A 20,576-nucleotide genomic window follows, 5' to 3' on the forward strand; every position below is an offset into this window, starting at 1 on the left:
TCTTTTAACTTCCATCCATCAACCATCAACCATCAACCATCAACCATCAACCATCAACCATCAACCATCAACCATCAACCATCAACCTTAACACTACGTCTTTTTTAAAATCTTGGGTGCTTTCGGCTTTTCCTTTTTTTCCGTGTTTCCCGGAAAAACCAAATTGGTGCTCGAATAGCTTTTACCAAATGTAATTGCGGCCGCATAGACTTGTTGAATGGCATCTATGACCTGGGCTTCGTTCAATTCTTTGAGGGGATGGGCGTAAACGGACCAAATTACCTCATCACTCAACGCATATTTCACATCCAATACGGAATGAAAATTGGCAACCAGGGCATTTAGCAGCTCTTCCTCCCCAAGTTTCTCCCGTTCCACAATCGGTGAAATGATACGCATACGATTGGCGCCCTCATCATAAATACAAACAAGCATGGCATCATTAAATAAGAATCGAATGGAATTTCCCTGAACACTGACCGTATCTGCCTCTGCTTGGATAATGTGCAACAGTTTTTCCGAGGTCATCCCTTGGGCAGATACCTCAAAAAGTGAACATAGCAACAGAATTACCAGCATTATGCGATACATAGATGTCCTTTTGTGCTTAGTCGGGAGGCAAGTGCCATTGATTACAGGGAATGGTGGAATTATTTTTCAAAATAGCTATTCAACAAGGGAAGGAAACCACCTGTTCAACACTATTCAAAGGAGAAATACACACCACATTTTGGTCTCAAAAAATCATTCCTTCATCGTATGATATACGTTCTGCACATCGTCGTCTTCCTCAATTTTCTCCAGTAACTTCTCTACATCGGCCACCTGTTCTGCATTGAGTTCCTTGGTCACTTGGGGAATGCGTTCAAAACCAGAGGATAGGATTTCTATTTCGCGGGCTTCCAATTCCTTTTGGATATCGCCAAAACTTTCAAAAGGGGCATAGATCAATAGACCGTCATCATCTACAAATACCTCTTCGGCCCCAAAATCTATCATTTCCAATTCCAGTTCCTCCGGGTCAATTCCATCACCATTAATTCTAAAATTACAGCTATGGTCAAACATAAATTCAACCGAACCGGAGGTACCCAAACTTCCATTGCACTTATTAAAATAGCTTCGGATATTGGCCACGGTCCTGGTATTGTTGTCCGTTGCGGTTTCGATGAGGATGGCGATACCATGGGGGGCATACCCTTCAAAAAGGACTTCCTTATAACCGCCCTGGGATTTATCGGAGGCGCGTTTAATGGCCCGTTCAATATTATCCTTGGGCATATTTACAGCCTTGGCATTTTGAATCACCGCCCTTAGCCGGGAATTGGCATCTGGATCGGGACCCCCTTCCTTCACTGCCATTACAATATCTTTCCCAATTCTGGTAAATGCCTTGGACATGGCGGCCCAACGCTTCATTTTTCGTGCTTTTCTAAACTCAAAAGCTCTACCCATATCCCAATTCGATTTTAAATGAGTTCCTGGTCAAATTTAACAAAACCCAACTTTGCCACGCAATTTGTTAGTACTCCTTTAGAATTTGTTCAATGGTCGTGGCCAATTCAATATCGTTTGTGGTAATGCCATCCGCATCATGGGTATTTAAACGAATGGTAAGGGAATTGTAAACGTTTTCCCAGTTGGGATGGTGATTCTGGGCCTCACATTCAAAAGCCACGCGGACCATGAAACCAAAAGCTTCCTTGAAATCTTTAAACTTAAAGGATTTGACTATAAAACCGTTATCCAGTTCCCATCCCTTTAAGGCTGCAAGTGCAGAAATGATTTGTTGTTCATTAAGTTTTTCCATGAACTAAATTTAAGGAATTCATTCCACGGATAGGTGATGGTCTATCACTTCCTGATATGAAAACCTTAGGTTTTTGGGAAGTGTGTTGGATTTGGGAAGTGCTGCAAGATATCTGTCGTCATTGGTAGTGAACACCTTTTTAAGAACAGGATGATAATTTCCAATCCTTTTGATTACTTCCTTTATAAAATCTTCATGATGTACCAAATCCGTACTGCCCAAATGGTAAATCCCCTTTTTGTTTCTGTTGATCAGGTAATGGATTTGTTGGGTAAGGCGGTCATCGGTGGTCACATTGATGATGAGGTTAGGAAATACTTCTATGGGTTCATTGGCATCCAAAAGGGTTTTGATTTCCTTGAGACGTGGGGATGCATTTCCAAATACCATGGGCACGCGTAGGATTCCTATTTTTTCTTCGGGCATCCGAAGCATCATATTCTCAATCCTGATTTTCAGTTTTCCATAGATACTTTCCGATAGGGTTTTGTCGAACTCATAGGAAGGATATTTACTGTAGGCGTCAAATACATTGGCCGAAGAGAGAAAATAAAGGCGACATTTATTTTTTGCCAGGTATTCCATTAAATGGATGTGCGCTTGAATTTGACCTGAAAAATTCCCTCTCAACGAAGAAATGATAACATCTGGTCGAATCCTTTCCACCACCCGATAAATGTCATCTTCATTTAAATCGTACTTGAAGAACTGACTGTTGGCCGTAAAAGCCGTATTGGAACAATAAGTGCCATAGGTGTCAAAATAATTGCACAGTTCCTTATAAATGGCATTTCCTATGAATCCACTTGCCCCTAGGATAAGAATCTTGTTTTTCTTCAAAATATGGATAATCCTGTTTTAGTCGTGAATTTTTCCAAGGCTTCCATTCCAAGTTTTGAATTTCCCTTTGTATTCAATCCCGGTGACCAGGTGGCCACACAGAATTTCTCGGGCAAAAGTGCTACAATTCCTCCCCCAACCCCACTTTTTCCGGGTAGGCCTACTTCAAATGCAAACTCACCAGCTTCATCATAAAACCCACAGGTGAGCATTAACGCATTAATGCGTTTTACCTGGGCCAAACTCAAATAAGGATTGTTTTGTAGGCATTTTCCGCGGTTAGCGAATATATAAAACACTTTTACCAATTGCTGGCAGGACATGCTCAACGCGCACTGGTAAAAGTAGAAATCCAAAACTTCTTCCACATCATTTTCCAGGTTTCCATACGATTTAATGAGATAGGCGGCGGCATAATTCTTAAAACCGGTCCGTTTTTCGGACTTTGCCACCTGTTCATCATAGGCTATACTTGGGTCATTTGCAATTTTTCTTACATACTGCAGGAACTCCTTTTTGGGATGTTGCAATTGTGATACCAAAATATCCGATACTACTATGGCACCGGCATTGATCAACGGGTTTCTAGGAATCCCATTTTCCTGTTCCAATAGGGAAAGATGATTGAACGGATCACCGGAAGGCTCCACATCAACGCGTTTCCATACCTCATCTCCCAACAGCCGAAATGCCAAGGAGAGCGCAAGTACTTTGGAAATGCTTTGTATGGAAAATTGTTCATGGGTGTCCCCGGATTCAAAGAGGTGTCCCTGTTCATCCAATAAGGCAATCCCAAATTTTTGGTCACTGATTTTTGACAATTCCGGAATGTAGTTTGCCACTTCACCACGCTCTTTACTTTTGGAAGCTTCTGATGAAATGGTATCCAGAATTTTTTGGTACGGCATTTAGGTAGCTTTGTAAAAGGGAGGTTTTACAACGGTGGCAGGAATCCTGTTTTTCCGTATTTGGATATGGATTTTACTACCCGCATCGGCAAGGACCATGGGTACATATCCCAATCCAATTCCCTTGCCCAAAGAAGGGGACATGGTGCCGGAAGTGACCTCACCTATCTTTTTGCCTTGACTGTCCACAATATCATAACCGTTCCTTGGAATCCCTTTTTCATCCAGTTCAAAACCCACTAATTTACGTTCCGGGGTCCTTTTTTTCTCATCTTCCAGTGCTTTGGAATTGACAAACTCCTTGGTGAATTTGGTAATCCAACCCAATCCCGCTTCAAAAGGAGAGGTAGTATCGTCGATATCGTTTCCGTAAAGGCAATAGCCCATTTCCAAACGTAGGGTATCCCTTGCCGCCAAACCAATGGGTTTGATGCCGAATCGCTCCCCCGCCTCAAAAACCTTATCCCAAATCTGTTGTACTTCGGAATTCTTGCAATAGATTTCAAAACCACCAGATCCGGTATACCCTGTAGCCGAAATAATCACATGTTCCACTCCTGCAAAATCCCCCACCACAAAGTTGTAGAATTTAATGGCGGATAAATCGTGTGAGGACAGGGCTTGCATGGCTTCCACTGCTTTAGGTCCTTGGATGGCCAAAAGGGAGTAATTATCGGAAATGTTTCTCATTTCAGCTCCACTACCCGTATTATACTTAGCGATATGTGCCCAATCCTTTTCAATATTGGATGCATTTACGACCAAGAGATAGGTCTCTTCTTTTACGCGATATACAATTAGGTCATCCACTATACCACCGGTTTCGTTGGGCATACAGCTATATTGTGCCTTTCCCACCGTCAATTTTGAAGCATCATTGGAGGTCACTTTTTGGACCAGTTCCAATGCCCGGGGACCTTCAATTAAAAACTCCCCCATATGGGATACATCAAAAACCCCAACCCCATTACGTACGGTTTCATGTTCACTATTGACACCTTCATAGGAAACGGGCATGTTATATCCCGCAAAAGGCACCATTTTGGCCCCAAGGGCAATATGGGTCTCAGTGAGTGCAGTAGTCTTCATTCGTTTTGTTTAATTCCAGATAAAAATATCGAATAATTATATGGTACTGCACATTTCACCACTTGGTTTTTAACAAAGTGGTGTTGCTATTTTTATTTAGCGCCTGCCTAGGAATTTGTCAATTGTTTTCTTATGTCCCTTTTTGCACGTTCCGCACAAAAATGGTCTGTAACAATTCCAATCACAAATTCCTGAACAGGCGCTGCGGAATTACTTGTTTTTTGTCAGGTGAATTTTTAAATCTTCATAATTGTGGATGGCAATGGCTATTTTTTCCCTACCCATCACTTTTTGGATTTGGGGCGGAATGGCCGGTGATACCCCTAGGGTGTCCTTAACAACAGGTAAGAATTTAATGGGGTGTGCGGTCTCCAAAAAGATGCCATGCCAATCGGGATGGTCTTTTAAGTACCTTTTTAAGCCCAAATAGCCAACAGCACCATGAGGGTCCATAAGATATCCCTTGTTTTCATAAATGGATTTCATTATTGACTTGGTTTCACGGTCCGAAAAGGAGTAGGACGAGAGGGATGCTGAAAGCGCATCGAAATCATTGTTGAACAACTTTTGAATTCTGACAAAATTACTGGGGTCCCCTACGTCCATTGCATTCGAGATGGTGGAAATGGATGGTTTTGGTTCATAGGTTCCATTTTTCATGAAATTGGGTATCACATCATTGCTATTGGTGGCCGCAACAAAGTGCTTTGCGGGCATCCCCAGTTTTTGGGCGACCAGTCCCGCACAAATGTTCCCAAAATTTCCGGAGGGCACCGAAAACACCAATTCTTCACCAAGGCCATTCACTTGTTGGTAAGCAAATAAATAATAAAAGAGTTGGGGCAACCACCTTGCCACATTGATGCTGTTTGCCGAGGTAAGCTTTTGTATTCTGGTAATTTCCTTGTCCAAAAAGGCCCTTTTGACCATTCGCTGGCAATCATCAAAAGTTCCGGAAACTTCCAGGGCCGTAATGTTCTGTCCCAAGGTGGTCAACTGTTTTTCCTGGATTTCACTGACCTTTCCGCTTGGATAAAGGATAACTACCTGAACGCCTTCAACCCCTAAAAAACCATTGGCCACAGCACCGCCCGTATCCCCGGAGGTGGCTACCAAGACCGTTACGCTTTCTTCACTGTCCTCAAAAAAGTACCCTAAACAATTGGCCATAAATCGCGCTCCCACATCCTTAAAGGCCATGGTAGGCCCATGAAAAAGTTCCAATACAGAAACCTTATCCTCAATTTTTATAAGGGGAAAATTAAAATCCAGTGTATTGGAAATGATTTTCTCCAATTCATTGTCCGGGATATCCTTTTGGACAAACTGCCGTATAGCCCTAAATGCTATTTGTTGATGGGACAAAGAAGCAATGCCCTCAAAAAAGGAAGGGGGTAGTGGATTGATCTCCCGAGGGAAATAAAGCCCCTTATCGGGTGCTATTCCTGCGATTACGGCATCCTTAAATGAAGCTTTGTGCGTTGGGTCGTTTAAACTAAAAAATTCCATACTATTTACATTGTCCTTACCCCGGATAAACTTATTGGCGATACGTGGATGTCGAATTCCACTCCTGTGGGCGTATAGATTTCCTTCATGGTCCGCGCTACCCTTTTTGCTGTTTCCTCACCTTGGGAAAGTGCAAAAATGGAAGGACCGGAACCCGAAATTCCCGAACCTAAGGCCCCAGCTTTTTTCACTTCGGTTTTTATGGCATCAAACTTTGGAATTAAAATGGAGCGAATGGGTTCAATAACATGGTCTTCCAGGCAGCGTCCTATTAATTGATAGTCCTCGGTAAAAAGTCCGGCTACCAACCCTCCAAGATTACCCCATTGTCGAATACCCTGGGCCAACGAAATATTGGTTTTCAGAATCTTTCGTGAATCTGAGGTCTTGACCTCTATTTGGGGATGGATGACCGTGGCATAAAGATTTTTGGGGGTATGTATTGGGATGATATCCAAAGGTTCATAACTCCGCACAAGGGTAAATCCACCAAAAATGGCCGGTGCTACATTATCGGCATGGGCCACGCCGCTGGCCAATTTCTCACCTTGCATGGCAAATTCCACCAAATCCCTATTGGAAAACGGGTTCCCCAACAAGTGGTTTATGCCCCATACGGCCCCGGCAGCACTGGCAGCGCTACTACCAATGCCACTGCCCGGCTTTATTTTTTTATGGATTTCCATTTCAAAACCACCTTCATGTTCCAGCTGTTGCAAAAGCCTGGTAGCAGCAACACCGGCAACATTTTTCTCGGTTTCCAACGGTAGCTCTTGCCCCGTAATTTTAGTGATTTTTACGCCTTTTACCGTTGATTTACGGACCACCATTTCGTCACCCACGGCTTCCAAGGCCAATCCCAGCACATCAAATCCGCAGGAAACATTGGCCACTGTGGCCGGGCAAAATACACGAATCTCCCCCATAACTTAAAAATTCCCAATTCTTATGATGTCCGCAAAGATACCGGATGCCGTAACATCGGCTCCCGCCCCTGCGCCTTTGACTATTAAGGGCTGCTCAGGATACCGGTCCGTGAAAAACAGAACGATGTTGTCACTTCCTTCCAGATTATGGAAATCGTGCCCTCGTGGGATTTCCTGAAGCCCCACTTTGGCCTTTCCATCCTCAAATTGGGCCACATACTTTAGTTTGCAATCTTTTTGGGCAGCCACTTTGTAGATGTCCTGAAAATCGGACTCGTATTTTTTGAGGGATTCATAAAATAGCGCGTTGCTCGTTGTATCCAAACTTTCCTTAGGAAGGAAGGATTCGTTGGTTATTTCTTCAATATCCAATTGGTAGCCACTTTCGCGGGCCAAAATCAGGATTTTCCGCATTACATCAACACCGCTTAGATCTATGGTGGGATCAGGTTCGGTATAGCCCTTTTCCTGAGCTTCTTTGACTACATCATGGAAGGTTTTGGTGTCATCAAAAGTATTGAACACAAAATTGAGACTACCGGAAAGTACGGCCTGTATTTTGTTGACCCTGTCCCCAGAAGCGATTAAGTGCTTTAAGGTGTCAATAATAGGTAAACCTGCACCCACATTGGTTTCAAAAAGAAACGGGGCATTGTATTTTTTGGAGAGCTTTTTTAATCTTTGGTAGTTATCAAAAGCGGATGAACATGCAATTTTGTTACAGGTTACCACGGCAATGCTGTTTTCAAGATAATGGCCGTATGTATCGGAAACCTTTTCATTGGCAGTATTATCAACAAAAATACTATTGCGATAGTTTAACTTTTGAACCCTATCCATAAAAGCTTCACCATTGGCCTCCAAACCATTTTCCAGGTCCCCCCTCCAGGTCTCCAAGGAAACTCCATCTTCATGGAACACCATTTTTCTGGAATTGGAAATACCAATCACCCTGATGTTCAATTTCAATTCCTCTTTTAGGTATTCTTTTTGTTGATGGATTTGCGCAAGCAAGCGGGAACCCACGTTACCGACGCCCATAACAAAAAGGTTCAATTGCTTGATATTTTCCTCAAAAAACCCCTCGTGTAAGGCATTAAGTGCTTTTTTGACATCATCACTCGTAATCACTGCGGAGATATTCCTTTCTGAAGCGCCCTGGGCAATGGCCCTAATGTTCACATTGTTCCTGCCCAAAGTGCTGAACATTTTTCCACTTAACCCCTGATGACTTTTCATGTTGTCACCAACCAATGCAATAATGGCCAAATCCTTCTCAACGATAACAGGATTTATCTTCCCGGAGGCAATCTCATACTCAAAAGCTTGGTTCACGGATGTTTGCGCTTTGGCCTCATCGGCATTTGAGATGCCCACGCAAATGGAATGCTCCGATGAAGCTTGCGTGATGAGTGCCACACTTATGTCCTGTTGGGAAAGGGTTTCAAAAAAGCGCTTGGAAATACCGGGAATCCCCACCATTCCGGGCCCTTCCAAGGACAACAAGGTTATTTCACCAACATGGCTTATTCCCCGGACCGATTTGCCTTGCCCATTGTTATTTTGCGTTATCAATGTCCCTTTTTCATCCGGGGCAAAAGTATTCTTGATCCATATGGGGATTCCTTGACTCAATATGGGTTGTAAGGTAGGAGGGTATAAGACCTTGGCGCCAAAATGGGAAAGTTCCATGGCTTCTTCATAGGAAATCTGGGATATGCATTTGGCTTGTTTTACCAATTTTGGATTTGCGGTATACATTCCACTAACATCCGTCCAAATTTGTAATTCTTCAGCTGCAGTACTGGCAGCGATGATGGCTGCGGTATAATCGGAACCACCACGACCCAATGTAGTGCTGGAACCGTCCCTTGAAGAGGAAACAAAACCGGGAACCAGTGTAATGGCATCCTTTGTATTCTTAAAGTAATTGTGGCAATTGGTATGGGTTAACTTAAAATCCACATTGGCTTTCCCAAAACTCTCGTCCGTAATAATTAACTCCCGCCCGTTTTTCAAGCCGGAGTCCAATCCCTGGGAGACAAAGTAATGGTATATGACAAAAGAAGATAGCAACTCGCCATAGCTCACTACTTTGTCCGCAAGTCTGGAGGTACGCTCCCCGATAAGGTAGGCCCCTTGGACCAAGGTTTCCAACTCATTCAAATTACTTTTAACGTGGCTTAGGATCGCACTTTGCTCCTTAATTGGGAAAAGCTCCTTTATGGTGGTAAGGTGCCTATGTTCAATCTCAAGTAGGACGTTCTCGAAACCAAGGTCCCTGTTTGATGCCAGTTCCAAACTTTTGAGCAACAAATCCGTTACTCCGCCAAGGGCCGAGACGACCACTGCGGTTTTGTCGCTTTTTATCTGGGAAACAATTTTTGCTACTTGCTTGATATTGTTTGAATTGGCTACTGATGTGCCGCCAAATTTTAAGACTTTCATTTATAAAAAAGTTATTGGGAAAATTATGGAAAAAAGGTTGAATCGGATGCTATGTATAAAGAAATTACCCCAAAGGGGTAGTGGTGGTCGCAAAACCAAAAGAAAGTACAGAAGTTATGTCCGATTGACTAAATTGCATGAAATAAATTACCTGATAAAAGTAGTGTTTTGGACAAAAGCACCAAATTGTTCGGGAAATTTTATCAAATTTTCAATTTTATAGGACCAGACTTGTCAAATGAAGATTTTATCCGCAGCACAGATCTATAAAGCTGACAAATTCACGATCGCAAAACAACAAATAACCAGTGATGCACTTATGGAACGGGCGGCATTGGGCATTTTTAATTGGATGCATGAGCGTTTACAAGGAAATCCCATTAAAATCCATTTGTTCTGTGGGATAGGAAACAACGGTGGGGATGGACTGGCCATAGCCCGGCATTTGAAAGAGCATGAATATGACGTCCAAGTCTATGTGGTCAACTATAGTGAAAAGCGATCCAAGGATTTTTTACTCAACCTAAATCGACTGAAAGAGCGGAAGCTTTGGCCGGATTTTCTGGACAAAGAGCATCATTCTTTCACTATTGGTCCAGATGATATTGTAGTGGATGCCATTTTTGGAATAGGCCTTAACAGGTCCCCATCCCCATGGGTGCGTAATTTGATTCAACAAATCAACCGATCATCTGCCTTTGTACTGTCTGTCGATATTCCTTCCGGGATGTTTATGGATAGTGTTCCTGAGTTTCCGGATAATGTGGTACATGCCAATTACGTTTTAAGTTTCCAATCACCCAAGTTGCCCTTCTTTTTGCCCCAAACCGCCGGGTATATGAACGAGTGGGAAATTTTGGATATTGGTCTGGACCAGGAGTATTTCGCCAATGTTGAGGTGGATTATCATTTTGTTGGAAAGTTTGAAGTGCTTCCTTTCTATAAGCCTCGGCTTAAGTTTACCCATAAGGGCACCTATGGCCATGCCCTGATGATCGGAGGCAGTTATGGAAAAATAGGCGCTGTCAACTTGGCAACAAGGGCATGTCTCAATGTAGGTGCCGGACTAGTGACCGCTTATGTGCCAAAATGTGGATATGTCCCCATACAAACCGGTATTCCGGAAGCCATGGTTTTAACAGATGCTATGGAAAATACCATCTCAAAAATTGAAATACCCTTTGAACCCAAGGCTATAGGCATTGGGATGGGGATGGGGACCAAAAAGGAGGTAATCACGGCTTTTGAGGGATTTTTGGAGAAAAATACATCAAAGCTGGTCATTGATGCCGATGGATTGAACATGCTTTCCCAAAGGCCGGAACTATTGGAAAAGCTGCCTTTGGGAACTGTACTTACCCCACATCCCAAGGAATTGGAACGATTGGTGGGTCCATGGGGGAATGATTTTGAAAAACTGGAAAAAGCAAAAGCACTTTCCAAAAACATTGGTGGGGTATTGGTTATTAAGGGAGCGCATACCATAATCGTTGCCAATGGAACAGGTTATATCAATTCTACCGGTAATCCCGGGATGGCCACGGCGGGTAGTGGTGATGTATTGACCGGTATAATCACAGGTCTTCTTGCGCAAGATTATGAACCTCTACAGGCGGCTATCTTTGGGGTCTATTTACATGGGTTGTCCGGTGATATAACTACTTCAAGAGCGGGTTATGAGGCCGTTACCGCCGGGAAAATAGTCGGTAATATTGGAACGGCTTTTGTGGAACTGTTCAGAAAGGATGGAAATAGAAATGGACAGAAAACCGATTAGACCTTTAGCTTTTTCCGCTTCAATCTTTTCTTGATCCAAGCCACTGCGTTATCATATTCAATAAAAAACTCCATGTTCTTTTTATAGAACATTTTTTCAATTTTGAAATTATGCATGTCAATTTCCTTTTTGGAAACTATGGCAAAAGCGATAAGGTTTTCCAAACCTCTTAGATAGGTGTAGATAATGGGGTCAATGGCATAGGAGTTTTTCCGAAGACTGATGTATCCAAACTTTTTATCCCTAAAATGTATTTCCGATATTCCGATAATTTGGTATGCCCTTTCCAAAGTAACCGTGGCGCCTTCATCAAAATTGGCCACAATATAATTGTCATATACCTGTACCGTACCTATGTCCAAAGAGTACTCTTTAATGACCATAGGATTTTTTGTAAATCCAAACTTCATTCCCATCAATTATAGTGTCGACACGAATTTATGAGGGTGAAGTCCCGAACTGAAAAATTTTAGATTAAAAGCATATTTATCGTTTAAATTGTTAACAAATTGCCCATAGATTACATTTTCTTAAAAAGTTTGGGCGTTGAAACCAAAAAAAGAGCCCTTAAAAGGGCCCTTTTATAAGATGAACGGATTGGGTTTATTTGGCCTCGGACGATTCTTCGGCTTTTTGGATCTTTATGGTCAATTCCTCTTTCTTATCGTCAAAGTCCATATAGATACTGTCCCCCTCGTTTAAATTGGAATTTACAATTTCTTCTGCCAAAGCGTCTTCGATATACTTTTGAATGGCCCTTTTTAAAGGTCTTGCGCCATACTGCTTATCAAATCCCTTATCCGCAATATAGTCCTTTGCCTTATCGGAAAGGTGCAGGTCATAACCAATATCCTTAATCCTCTTAAAGAGCCTATCCAACTCAATACCAATGATTTTGTGGATATCTTCCCGCTCAAGCGGATTAAATACGATTACATCGTCGATTCTGTTCAGAAATTCCGGGGCAAACGCTTTTTTCAGTGCATTTTCAATTACACTTTTGTGATGGCTATCTGCCTGTGCTTTCTTGGCAGCGGTTCCAAAACCGACGCCTTGTCCAAAATCTTTCAACTGTCTGGCCCCTATATTGGAGGTCATGATAATGATGGTATTCCTAAAGTCTATTTTTCTGCCCAGACTATCGGTGATAAACCCATCGTCCAATACCTGTAATAGCATATTGAACACATCTGGGTGGGCTTTTTCAACTTCATCCAAAAGAACAACGGAATACGGTTTTCTCCTGACTTTTTCGGTCAGTTGTCCACCTTCTTCATACCCTACATATCCTGGAGGTGCACCAACCAATCTGGAAATGGCGAATTTCTCCATATACTCACTCATATCAATACGTATAAGTGCATCCTCGGAATCAAACAATTCCCTGGCCAAAACTTTGGCCAATTGGGTTTTGCCCACCCCGGTCTGACCCAAGAAAATAAATGAGCCAATGGGTTTGTTGGGGTCCTTTAGGCCGGCCCTGTTCCGTTGGATGGCTTTTGCCACCTTGGTCACGGCTTCATCCTGGCCAATTACATAGTCTTTGATCAGGGCAGGGAGTTCGGCCAGTTTGTTGCTTTCGGTCTGGGCAATCCTGTTTACCGGAATGCCGCTCATCATACTAACCACGTCGGCAACATTGTCTTCCGATACCGTTTCCCGGTTTAGTTTGCTTTCTTCTTCCCATTGTTTTTGGGCCGAAGCCAGGTCTTTCTCCAAACGTTTTTCATCGTCACGAAGTTTGGCGGCCTCCTCATATTTCTGCTTTTTGACCACGCTGTTCTTAAGCTCCCTTACATCTTCCAATTGCTGTTCCAATTCCAATATCTGCTTGGGAACATCCATGTTAACAATGTGGACACGGGAGCCTGCTTCATCCAGGGCATCTATCGCCTTGTCTGGAAGGAAGCGGTCCGTCATGTACCTATTGGTAAGTTTTACGCAGGCCTTAATGGCGTCATCCGTATAAAAAACATTGTGGTGATCTTCATACTTGCTCTTGATGTTCATCAAGATTTCAATGGTTTCCTCAACGGAAGTGGGTTCCACCATCACTTTCTGGAAACGACGCTCCAATGCACCGTCCTTTTCAATGTACTGCCTGTACTCATCCAGGGTAGTGGCGCCGATACATTGTATTTCACCTCTGGCCAAAGCCGGTTTGAACATATTGGATGCGTCCAAACTTCCGGTGGCACCACCGGCACCTACTATGGTATGGATTTCGTCAATAAAAAGAATTATATCATCATTCTTTTCCAACTCGTTCATTACGGCCTTCATTCTTTCCTCGAACTGTCCGCGATATTTGGTTCCGGCAACCAGGGAGGCCAAATCCAAGGTAACAACGCGTTTGTTATAAAGGATTCTGGAAACCTTTTTGTTGATGATGCGTAAGGCCAAACCTTCGGCAATGGCACTTTTTCCAACGCCTGGTTCACCAATCAGTAGCGGATTGTTTTTCTTCCGCCTGCTCAAAATTTGGGAGACGCGTTCTATTTCCTTTTCACGACCAACAACGGGATCCAATTTATCATCTTCCGCAAGTTTGGTAAGGTCCCTTCCAAAATTGTCCAATACAGGGGTTTTGGATTTTTTACTTCCCTTTTGCTGACTGGAGGAACCAAAACTACTTTCCTTGCTATCTCCGGAATCCCCGCCATCATCAGGGTCACTGGAAAAAGATTCCGAGCGTGGCGTGTCCAAATAGTCATCATCACTGGTGATCATGGACTTGAATTGCTCTTTTACATTGTCGTAATCCACCTTTAATTTGTGTAGCAATTTTGTGGTCGGGTCATTTTCGTTTCGTAAGATGCACAATAATAAATGTGCGGTATTGATCGAGGAGCTTTGAAAAAGTTTGGCCTCTAAAAAAGTGGTTTTCAGGGCCCGTTCTGCCTGCCTCGTTAAATGAAGGTTCTTTTTGTCTTTTTGTATAGAACCGGTATTGGGATTGGCCGGACTCAAGATTTCCACTTTTCGTCTCAAATGGTCCAAATCCACATCAAGGGCGTCCAAAATGTTTATTGCCTTTCCGTTTCCGTCCCTCAGCAGACCGAGCATTAGGTGTTCCGTGCCAATAAAATCATGGCCCAAACGCAGTGCTTCTTCTTTACTGTAGGCAATTACATCCTTTACCCTAGGAGAAAAATTATCATCCATAGCTTTTCTTTATCCGAACTAAAATTAATAAAAGTATTATAACGGCGGTCAAATACCATACCCATATTCGATAAAGTCGGAATAATTAACGAAAAATGGCAGCTTTAACATAAACTTTAACGCAGGAAATGTTCTGATATTGAGTGGGGTTCCGTGTTGATAATTTTTTTAATAAAGTCCTTTGTAATCATCTTCAAAGGTGCATTTTTTGGTATATTGCCACGATATTTTAACCACAAAAATCAATACGATTTTAATATGGCTGAAGGGGAAAAATTGATACCTATCAACATTGAGGATGAGATGAAATCGGCCTACATTGATTATTCAATGTCGGTCATTGTGTCACGTGCGCTGCCAGATGTGCGGGACGGCCTGAAACCCGTCCATAGAAGGGTGCTTTATGGCATGCATGAACTGGGTGTACGCTCAACCAGTTCACATAAAAAGTCGGCCCGTATCGTTGGGGAGGTTTTGGGAAAGTACCATCCCCACGGGGATACGTCCGTTTACGACACCATGGTCCGGATGGCGCAAGAGTGGAGTTTGCGCTATATGCTTGTTGATGGACAGGGAAACTTTGGTTCTGTTGACGGTGATAGTCCTGCGGCTATGCGTTATACAGAGGCCAGAATGCGCAAGATTTCCGAAGAAATGCTTGCTGACATAGATAAGGATACGGTAGATCACCAACTTAATTTTGATGATTCACTTCAAGAGCCTACCGTACTTCCTACGCGTATTCCAAACCTATTGGTCAATGGGGCCTCGGGAATTGCAGTGGGTATGGCAACCAATATGCCACCACATAACTTATCTGAGGTTGTGGACGGTACAGTGGCCTATATTGACAATAATGCCATTGAGATCGATGAACTCATTACCTACATTAAGGCCCCTGATTTTCCAACTGGAGGCATTATTTATGGGTATGATGGGGTAAAAGAGGCCTTTCATACCGGACGCGGAAGGGTAGTGATGCGTGCCAGGGCGCATTTTGAGGAAGTCCAGGGAAGGGAATGTATCGTTGTTACGGAAATTCCATTCCAGATCAACAAGGCCGATATGATAAAGAAGACGGCGGATTTGGTCAATAATAAGAAGATTGACGGTATTGCCTCCATTAGGGACGAGTCCGATCGTAAAGGGATGCGTATTGTATATATTTTGAAGCGGGATGCGATACCCAATATCGTACTCAATATGCTTTACAAGTATACTGCGCTACAATCCTCATTTTCCGTTAACAATATTGCCTTGGTCCACGGAAGACCACAATTACTGAACCTCAAGGAAATCATCCATCACTTTGTGGAGCACAGGCACGAAGTTGTTGTCCGAAGGACCAAGTTCGAACTAAAGAAGGCGGAAGACCGTGCCCATATCCTGGAAGGTTTAATCATTGCTTCTGACAATATTGACGAGGTAATCGCCATTATTCGGGCCTCTGCAAATGTTGAAGATGCCCGAAATAGCTTAATGGAACGCTTTAAGCTTACCGAAGTTCAGGCAAGGGCGATCGTAGAAATGCGCTTACGGCAGTTGACCGGTCTGGAGCAGGACAAATTGCGGGAAGAGTATGATGAACTACTGAAGACCATAGAGGACCTAAAAGATATCCTTGATAAAAAGGAACGTAGGATGCAGATTATCAAGGACGAGTTGTTGGAGGTCAAGGAAAAGTATGGGGACGAACGAAGATCGGAGATCAATTTTGCCGGTGGTGATCTGAGTATTGAGGATATGATTCCGGATGAACAGGTGGTCATTACCATTTCCCATGCAGGATATATCAAAAGAACGCCCTTAACGGAATATAAGACCCAAAATAGGGGTGGCGTGGGACAAAAAGCGTCAACCACCAGGAACGAAGACTTTTTGGAACACCTTTTTGTAGGGACCAATCACCAATATATGTTGTTCTTCACCCAGAAGGGAAAATGTTTTTGGATGCGGGTCTTTGAAATTCCGGAAGGTAGTAAAACCTCCAAGGGACGGGCTATCCAAAATCTGATCAATATTGAGACAGAGGACAAGGTGAAGGCCTTTATCTGTACCCAGGATTTAAAGGATGAGGATTATGTGAACAGCCACTATGTGATTATGGCGACCAAGCGGGGGACAGTAAAGAAAACATCCTTGGAGCAATATTCAAGACCGCGTCAAAATGGTATAAACGCGATTACCATTCGAGATAACGATGAACTGCTGGAAGCCAAACTGACCACGGGAACAAGCCAAATTTTCTTGGGATTGAAATCTGGAAAAGCTATCCGGTTTGAGGAAGGTAAGACCAGACCTATGGGAAGAAATGCCTCAGGTGTGCGGGGAATTACCTTGGCAAGTGACCATGATGAAGTCATTGGCATGGTTTCCGTCCATAATTTTGAAGATGACATTCTGGTAGTCTCGGAAAATGGATATGGGAAAAGATCCAACATAGATGATTATCGCGTAACTAATAGGGGTGGAAAAGGGGTGAAAACCATTTCCATTACTGAAAAGACGGGCGGTCTTGTTGCCATTAAAAATGTTAGCGATACGGACGATTTAATGATCATCAATAAGTCGGGTATCGCGATTCGAATGGCCGTTGAAGATTTAAGGGTCATGGGTAGGGCCACTCAGGGCGTTAAGCTTATTAACCTAAAAGGGAATGACTCCATTGCTGCGGTGGCGAAAGTCATGAAGGATGAGGATGCTGTGGAAGCCATGGACATTCGTGATATAGTGGTCAATCAAGAAGATGGCACGGCTCTTGATAACGAAACTGACGAAACAGAAGGGAATAATAAATAAACACTAAAATTATAATTAAATTTTGAACATGAGAACTAAATTAATATTGCTGTTTGCGCTTTCGATTTCAGTAATTGGATTCGCACAAAAGGATGAAATAAAAGCCGCCTCCAAAGCAATGAAAAGCGGTGATGCTACTGCGGCCAAATCTGCCCTTGAGGGGGTAGCGGGCTCAATTGATGGCGCAGATCCCAAATTACAGGCACAATATTACAGCCTTATGGGAGATGCAACTGCCCAACTTTCGGATTATGATGCGGCCATTGCTGCCTACCAAAAGGTAATCAGTGTGGAAGAAGCAAGCGGAAAAGCCAAATTTTCTGCAAATGCAAAACAAAAGCTAACCCAAATGACTGCGGAACTGGTAAACGCTGCCGTTGAGGATAACAATAACAAAAAGTTCTCTGAGGGTGCAACCAAGCTTTATCAAGCCTATACATTAAGTCCCAACGATACCATTTATTTGTACTACGCTGCCAGTAGTGCGGTAAACGGCGGCCCCGATAATTACGATCAGGCCATCAAATACTACAGTGAACTTAAGGATTTGAACTACGATGGAAGTGAAGTCAAATATTCCGCTGTAGATGTTGCTACAGGTGAAACGGTAAGTCTTGGCGAACAAGAGTATGAACTCTACAAAAAAACCAATTCCTACAAGGACTTTAAGGAAGAGAAAACCCCTTCCAAAAAGGCGGAAATTGTAAAAAATATTGCACTTATTTACCAAGAACAAGGCAAGAATGAAGAGGCTCTGGCTGCCTATGATGATGCGCTTGCCAATAACCCCAACGATGTGAATTTGGTTTTGAACAAAGCCAATCTATACTATTCAATGGGAGATAAGGACAAGTTCAAGGAACTTATGGGGCAAGCCTCTGATATGGCTCCAGACAACCCTGACCTCCTTTACAATATTGGTGTAATCAATATGGAACAGGGGAACATGGACGAAGCGAGAGCTGCTTACAAAAAGGCTTTGGAGGTAGATCCAAACTATACCAACGCCCTATTAAACCTTTCCACTACCTATGTGAACGAAGGAAATGTATTGGTGGATGAAATGAATAGCTTGGGCACGTCCAGGGCAGATACCCAAAAGTATGACGAATTAAAAGAAAAGCGTGACCAATTGTTCCAGGAAGGTGCCAATGTTTTGGAAACGGCCCTAAAGAACACCCCGGATAACATCCAGATTTTGGAACAGCTAAAAAATATCTACGCTGCTTTGGGGGACAATGAGAATTTCATGCGCGTAAAGAAATTGATTGGGGAATAAACAATCACACTCCCTTTGAAATTAAAACCCTGTTCGGCTTTGGGCCAGCAGGGTTTTTTTATGGTACCACTTTTTTGATTACCCTTAGACTATGGGTATACATTCGTTTTTGGGTATTGAAAATACCCGTGTGATCCAATCTGTCAATCCGAACGTGTCCCGCGGCATGAATGATGTAATTGTCTTTCAGGATAATCCCAACATGGTCAATAATTCCCTCGGAATTATCAAAAAAGGCTAGATCCCCAGGTTCACTTTCTTCAATAAAACTCAATGCCTCCCCTTGGCTGGATTGCTCTTCCGTTCTTCTAAGGAGCTTGTTCCCATTTATTTTATAAACCATTTGGGTGAACCCGGAACTGTCAATTCCAAATGGGGTCTTACCTCCGGTGAGGTAGGGGGTATTAAGGTATAGCAATGCCGTATCCACCAAGTTTGACTTTTGCCCCAATGGCATTTCGGGCATCGTTTCAATGTGGTGCCCCAAAATTGGGGCAATATCCATTCTGGAGCCGATAACTATGGGCAAAAGTTCGTTATTTTGGGTTGACGCGTACAAGAGAAAATCCGTATTATGGATGGGTTTTGTACGGGCATTTATTTCCTGAAATTGTTCTTCGGAAATCTTGGTGATCTGGTTGTTTTGAATCCATCCCTCGAAATCATCAAAAACCAAGTGGATCCGGCTAAAATATTTCCTTTCCTCCTTAATTTTAAAATGATCCCCATACAACACCTGTGAAATCATTTCAGAAGAAGGATCGGAGGTGGCTCGGATGGGAATTACACTCAGATGTCCTATCCCATATTGCATATACCTTGGATTTATTAGCGTTCCAAGATTATGGCCGAAGCACCACCACCACCATTACAGATGGCCGCAGCACCAATCTTTCCATTGTTCTGTTGCAGCACATTGAGCAAGGTAACCATAATTCTTGCACCCGAACATCCGAGGGGGTGTCCCAGGGACACTGCACCACCATTAACGTTAACATTGGAATCGTTGAGCCCCAAAAGCTTCATGTTGGCCAAACCTACAACGGAAAACGCCTCGTTGAATTCAAAAAAATCAACTTCATCCAATGTGATCCCAGCTTTGTCCAACGCTTTTGGTAAGGCCTTTGCCGGTGCAGTGGTGAACCATTTGGGTTCTTGGGCGGCATCAGCATAACTTTTGATTTTTGCCAATGGCTTTACATTTAGGGAAGCTGCCTTTTCCACACTCATCAACACCAAAGCGGCCGCACCATCGTTTATTGTGGAGGCATTTGCGGCAGTAACGGTACCGTCTGGGGTAAAGGCAGGGCGTAGCACTGGGATTTTCTCCATTTTTACATTCTTGTATTCTTCGTCCTCGGAAACCAAAATGGGGTTGCCCTTTCGTTGTGGTACTTCCACCGGGACCACTTCAGTAGCAAACTTTCCACTGGTCCACGCCTGGTTGGACCTGGTATAGGACTGCACGGCAAAAGCATCTTGCTCTTCCCTGGTAAAATGGTGTTCCACAGCACAGGCATCTGCGCATACGCCCATCGCATTTTGGTCGTAGGCATCGACTAAACCATCTTTTTGCATTCCGTCAGTGAGTTGTGCCGGGCCAAACTTTGTTGCGGTCCGCAACTGCATATAATGGGGAATCTGGCTCATGTTTTCCATTCCTCCCGCCACCACAATTTCGGTATCGCCGAGTGCTATGGATTGGGCTGCCTGCATGACCGCCTTCATACCGGAGGCACATACTTTGTTCACTGTGGTACAGGGCACGGTATCGGGTATTCCCGCATAAATGGCGGCCTGTCTTGCCGGGGCTTGACCGGTGCCCGCCTGGACCACATTTCCCATGAGTACCTCATCCACGTCATTAGGGGAAAGGTGTATTCTGCCCAAGGCATTTTTAATGGCAACGGCACCTAATTTTGGTGCGGAAATACCAGCCAAAGCCCCCATAAAACTTCCAATTGGGGTGCGCACGGCAGAAACGATAACGACCTCTTTCATCTTTAACTTTTTAGTGCCACGAAAA

Annotated in this window: 16 protein-coding genes; 3 read left to right on the forward strand and 13 right to left on the reverse strand. The window is 43.4% G+C overall.

The genetic code is table 11. The features are described 5' to 3' along the window. Nucleotides 1-93 precede the first annotated feature (93 nt). The 9 genes from L0P88_RS17310 to thrA all read right to left on the reverse strand — a co-directional run bounded on the left by L0P88_RS17310 (nucleotide 94) and on the right by thrA (nucleotide 9,530). Entirely contained in the window at nucleotides 94-591 is a 498-nt protein-coding gene (locus L0P88_RS17310) for a hypothetical protein (RefSeq protein WP_247131171.1), read from the reverse strand. 153 nt (nucleotides 592-744) lie between these two features. Continuing rightward, nucleotides 745-1,455, reverse strand: a complete 711-nt coding sequence (locus L0P88_RS17315; RefSeq protein WP_247131172.1) for a YebC/PmpR family DNA-binding transcriptional regulator — start codon at nucleotides 1,453-1,455, stop codon at nucleotides 745-747. Nucleotides 1,456-1,522: 67 nt separating this feature from the next. Continuing rightward, nucleotides 1,523-1,810 carry a 4a-hydroxytetrahydrobiopterin dehydratase gene (locus L0P88_RS17320; protein WP_247131173.1) on the reverse strand — a complete coding sequence of 96 codons (288 nt, stop codon included), beginning with the start codon at nucleotides 1,808-1,810 and terminating at the stop codon, nucleotides 1,523-1,525. 18 nt (nucleotides 1,811-1,828) lie between these two features. Continuing rightward, nucleotides 1,829-2,650 carry a sugar nucleotide-binding protein gene (locus L0P88_RS17325; RefSeq protein WP_247131174.1) on the reverse strand — a complete coding sequence of 274 codons (822 nt, stop codon included), beginning with the start codon at nucleotides 2,648-2,650 and terminating at the stop codon, nucleotides 1,829-1,831. Continuing rightward, nucleotides 2,647-3,558, reverse strand: a complete 912-nt coding sequence (locus L0P88_RS17330; RefSeq protein ID WP_247131175.1) for a glutaminase — start codon at nucleotides 3,556-3,558, stop codon at nucleotides 2,647-2,649. Before L0P88_RS17330 ends, L0P88_RS17325 begins: the two co-directional genes overlap by 4 nt. After that, complete coding sequence (gcvT, locus tag L0P88_RS17335) at nucleotides 3,559-4,647, reverse strand: glycine cleavage system aminomethyltransferase GcvT (RefSeq protein ID WP_247131176.1); 1,089 nt, start codon at nucleotides 4,645-4,647, stop codon at nucleotides 3,559-3,561. Nucleotides 4,648-4,857: 210 nt separating this feature from the next. Next, nucleotides 4,858-6,156: a threonine synthase gene (gene thrC / locus L0P88_RS17340; protein ID WP_247131177.1), complete on the reverse strand. Its 1,299-nt coding sequence runs from the start codon at nucleotides 6,154-6,156 to the stop codon at nucleotides 4,858-4,860. A gap of 5 nt (nucleotides 6,157-6,161) precedes the next feature. Next, a complete protein-coding gene (locus L0P88_RS17345) occupies nucleotides 6,162-7,082 on the reverse strand; it encodes a homoserine kinase (protein WP_247131178.1) in 921 nt (306 codons plus the stop codon). A 3-nt stretch (nucleotides 7,083-7,085) separates the two neighbouring features. Then, complete coding sequence (gene thrA, locus L0P88_RS17350) at nucleotides 7,086-9,530, reverse strand: bifunctional aspartate kinase/homoserine dehydrogenase I (RefSeq protein ID WP_247131179.1); 2,445 nt, start codon at nucleotides 9,528-9,530, stop codon at nucleotides 7,086-7,088. Nucleotides 9,531-9,768: 238 nt separating this feature from the next. Between thrA and L0P88_RS17355 the strand changes: the two genes are divergently transcribed. Continuing rightward, nucleotides 9,769-11,307 carry an NAD(P)H-hydrate dehydratase gene (locus L0P88_RS17355; RefSeq protein ID WP_247131180.1) on the forward strand — a complete coding sequence of 513 codons (1,539 nt, stop codon included), beginning with the start codon at nucleotides 9,769-9,771 and terminating at the stop codon, nucleotides 11,305-11,307. On the opposite strand, the gene L0P88_RS17360 is transcribed toward L0P88_RS17355, so the two are convergent. Together L0P88_RS17360 and L0P88_RS17365 are read right to left on the reverse strand one after the other, a co-directional pair. Beyond that, complete coding sequence (locus L0P88_RS17360) at nucleotides 11,304-11,717, reverse strand: STAS/SEC14 domain-containing protein (RefSeq protein ID WP_247131181.1); 414 nt, start codon at nucleotides 11,715-11,717, stop codon at nucleotides 11,304-11,306. The two genes, L0P88_RS17355 and L0P88_RS17360, sit on opposite strands and share 4 nt — an antisense overlap. Nucleotides 11,718-11,910: 193 nt before the next feature. Continuing rightward, nucleotides 11,911-14,472, reverse strand: a complete 2,562-nt coding sequence (locus L0P88_RS17365) for an ATP-dependent Clp protease ATP-binding subunit (protein WP_158777146.1) — start codon at nucleotides 14,470-14,472, stop codon at nucleotides 11,911-11,913. 258 nt (nucleotides 14,473-14,730) lie between these two features. Here L0P88_RS17365 and gyrA point away from each other — a divergent pair, with 258 nt between their 5' ends. Both gyrA and L0P88_RS17375 read left to right on the forward strand, forming a co-directional pair. After that, a complete protein-coding gene (gene gyrA, locus L0P88_RS17370; RefSeq protein WP_247131182.1) occupies nucleotides 14,731-17,271 on the forward strand; it encodes a DNA gyrase subunit A in 2,541 nt (846 codons plus the stop codon). Between the two features lie 28 nt (nucleotides 17,272-17,299). Further along, nucleotides 17,300-18,550: a tetratricopeptide repeat protein gene (locus L0P88_RS17375; protein WP_247131183.1), complete on the forward strand. Its 1,251-nt coding sequence runs from the start codon at nucleotides 17,300-17,302 to the stop codon at nucleotides 18,548-18,550. Nucleotides 18,551-18,608: 58 nt separating this feature from the next. On the opposite strand, the gene L0P88_RS17380 is transcribed toward L0P88_RS17375, so the two are convergent. Together L0P88_RS17380 and L0P88_RS17385 are read right to left on the reverse strand one after the other, a co-directional pair. Beyond that, nucleotides 18,609-19,364, reverse strand: a complete 756-nt coding sequence (locus L0P88_RS17380) for a C40 family peptidase (RefSeq protein ID WP_247131184.1) — start codon at nucleotides 19,362-19,364, stop codon at nucleotides 18,609-18,611. A 14-nt stretch (nucleotides 19,365-19,378) separates the two neighbouring features. Then, nucleotides 19,379-20,551, reverse strand: a complete 1,173-nt coding sequence (locus tag L0P88_RS17385) for an acetyl-CoA C-acyltransferase (RefSeq protein ID WP_247131185.1) — start codon at nucleotides 20,549-20,551, stop codon at nucleotides 19,379-19,381. Nucleotides 20,552-20,576: the final 25 nt, after the last annotated feature.

Origin of the sequence: Muricauda sp. SCSIO 64092 (assembly GCF_023016285.1) — a bacterium.
Classification (GTDB): Bacteria; Bacteroidota; Bacteroidia; order Flavobacteriales; family Flavobacteriaceae; genus Croceivirga.

Coding starts and splice junctions, on each gene's coding strand:
- thrC (WP_247131177.1), bottom strand. CDS start 6,156: ATGGAATTTTTTAGTTTAAACGACCCAACGCACAAAGCTTCATTTAAG.
- thrA (WP_247131179.1), bottom strand. CDS start 9,530: ATGAAAGTCTTAAAATTTGGCGGCACATCAGTAGCCAATTCAAACAAT.
- L0P88_RS17380 (WP_247131184.1), bottom strand. CDS start 19,364: ATGCAATATGGGATAGGACATCTGAGTGTAATTCCCATCCGAGCCACC.
- L0P88_RS17315 (WP_247131172.1), bottom strand. CDS start 1,455: ATGGGTAGAGCTTTTGAGTTTAGAAAAGCACGAAAAATGAAGCGTTGG.
- L0P88_RS17385 (WP_247131185.1), bottom strand. CDS start 20,551: ATGAAAGAGGTCGTTATCGTTTCTGCCGTGCGCACCCCAATTGGAAGT.
- L0P88_RS17375 (WP_247131183.1), top strand. CDS start 17,300: ATGAGAACTAAATTAATATTGCTGTTTGCGCTTTCGATTTCAGTAATT.
- L0P88_RS17310 (WP_247131171.1), bottom strand. CDS start 591: ATGTATCGCATAATGCTGGTAATTCTGTTGCTATGTTCACTTTTTGAG.
- L0P88_RS17355 (WP_247131180.1), top strand. CDS start 9,769: ATGAAGATTTTATCCGCAGCACAGATCTATAAAGCTGACAAATTCACG.
- L0P88_RS17330 (WP_247131175.1), bottom strand. CDS start 3,558: ATGCCGTACCAAAAAATTCTGGATACCATTTCATCAGAAGCTTCCAAA.
- L0P88_RS17365 (WP_158777146.1), bottom strand. CDS start 14,472: ATGGATGATAATTTTTCTCCTAGGGTAAAGGATGTAATTGCCTACAGT.
- gcvT (WP_247131176.1), bottom strand. CDS start 4,647: ATGAAGACTACTGCACTCACTGAGACCCATATTGCCCTTGGGGCCAAA.
- L0P88_RS17345 (WP_247131178.1), bottom strand. CDS start 7,082: ATGGGGGAGATTCGTGTATTTTGCCCGGCCACAGTGGCCAATGTTTCC.
- L0P88_RS17360 (WP_247131181.1), bottom strand. CDS start 11,717: ATGAAGTTTGGATTTACAAAAAATCCTATGGTCATTAAAGAGTACTCT.
- gyrA (WP_247131182.1), top strand. CDS start 14,731: ATGGCTGAAGGGGAAAAATTGATACCTATCAACATTGAGGATGAGATG.
- L0P88_RS17320 (WP_247131173.1), bottom strand. CDS start 1,810: ATGGAAAAACTTAATGAACAACAAATCATTTCTGCACTTGCAGCCTTA.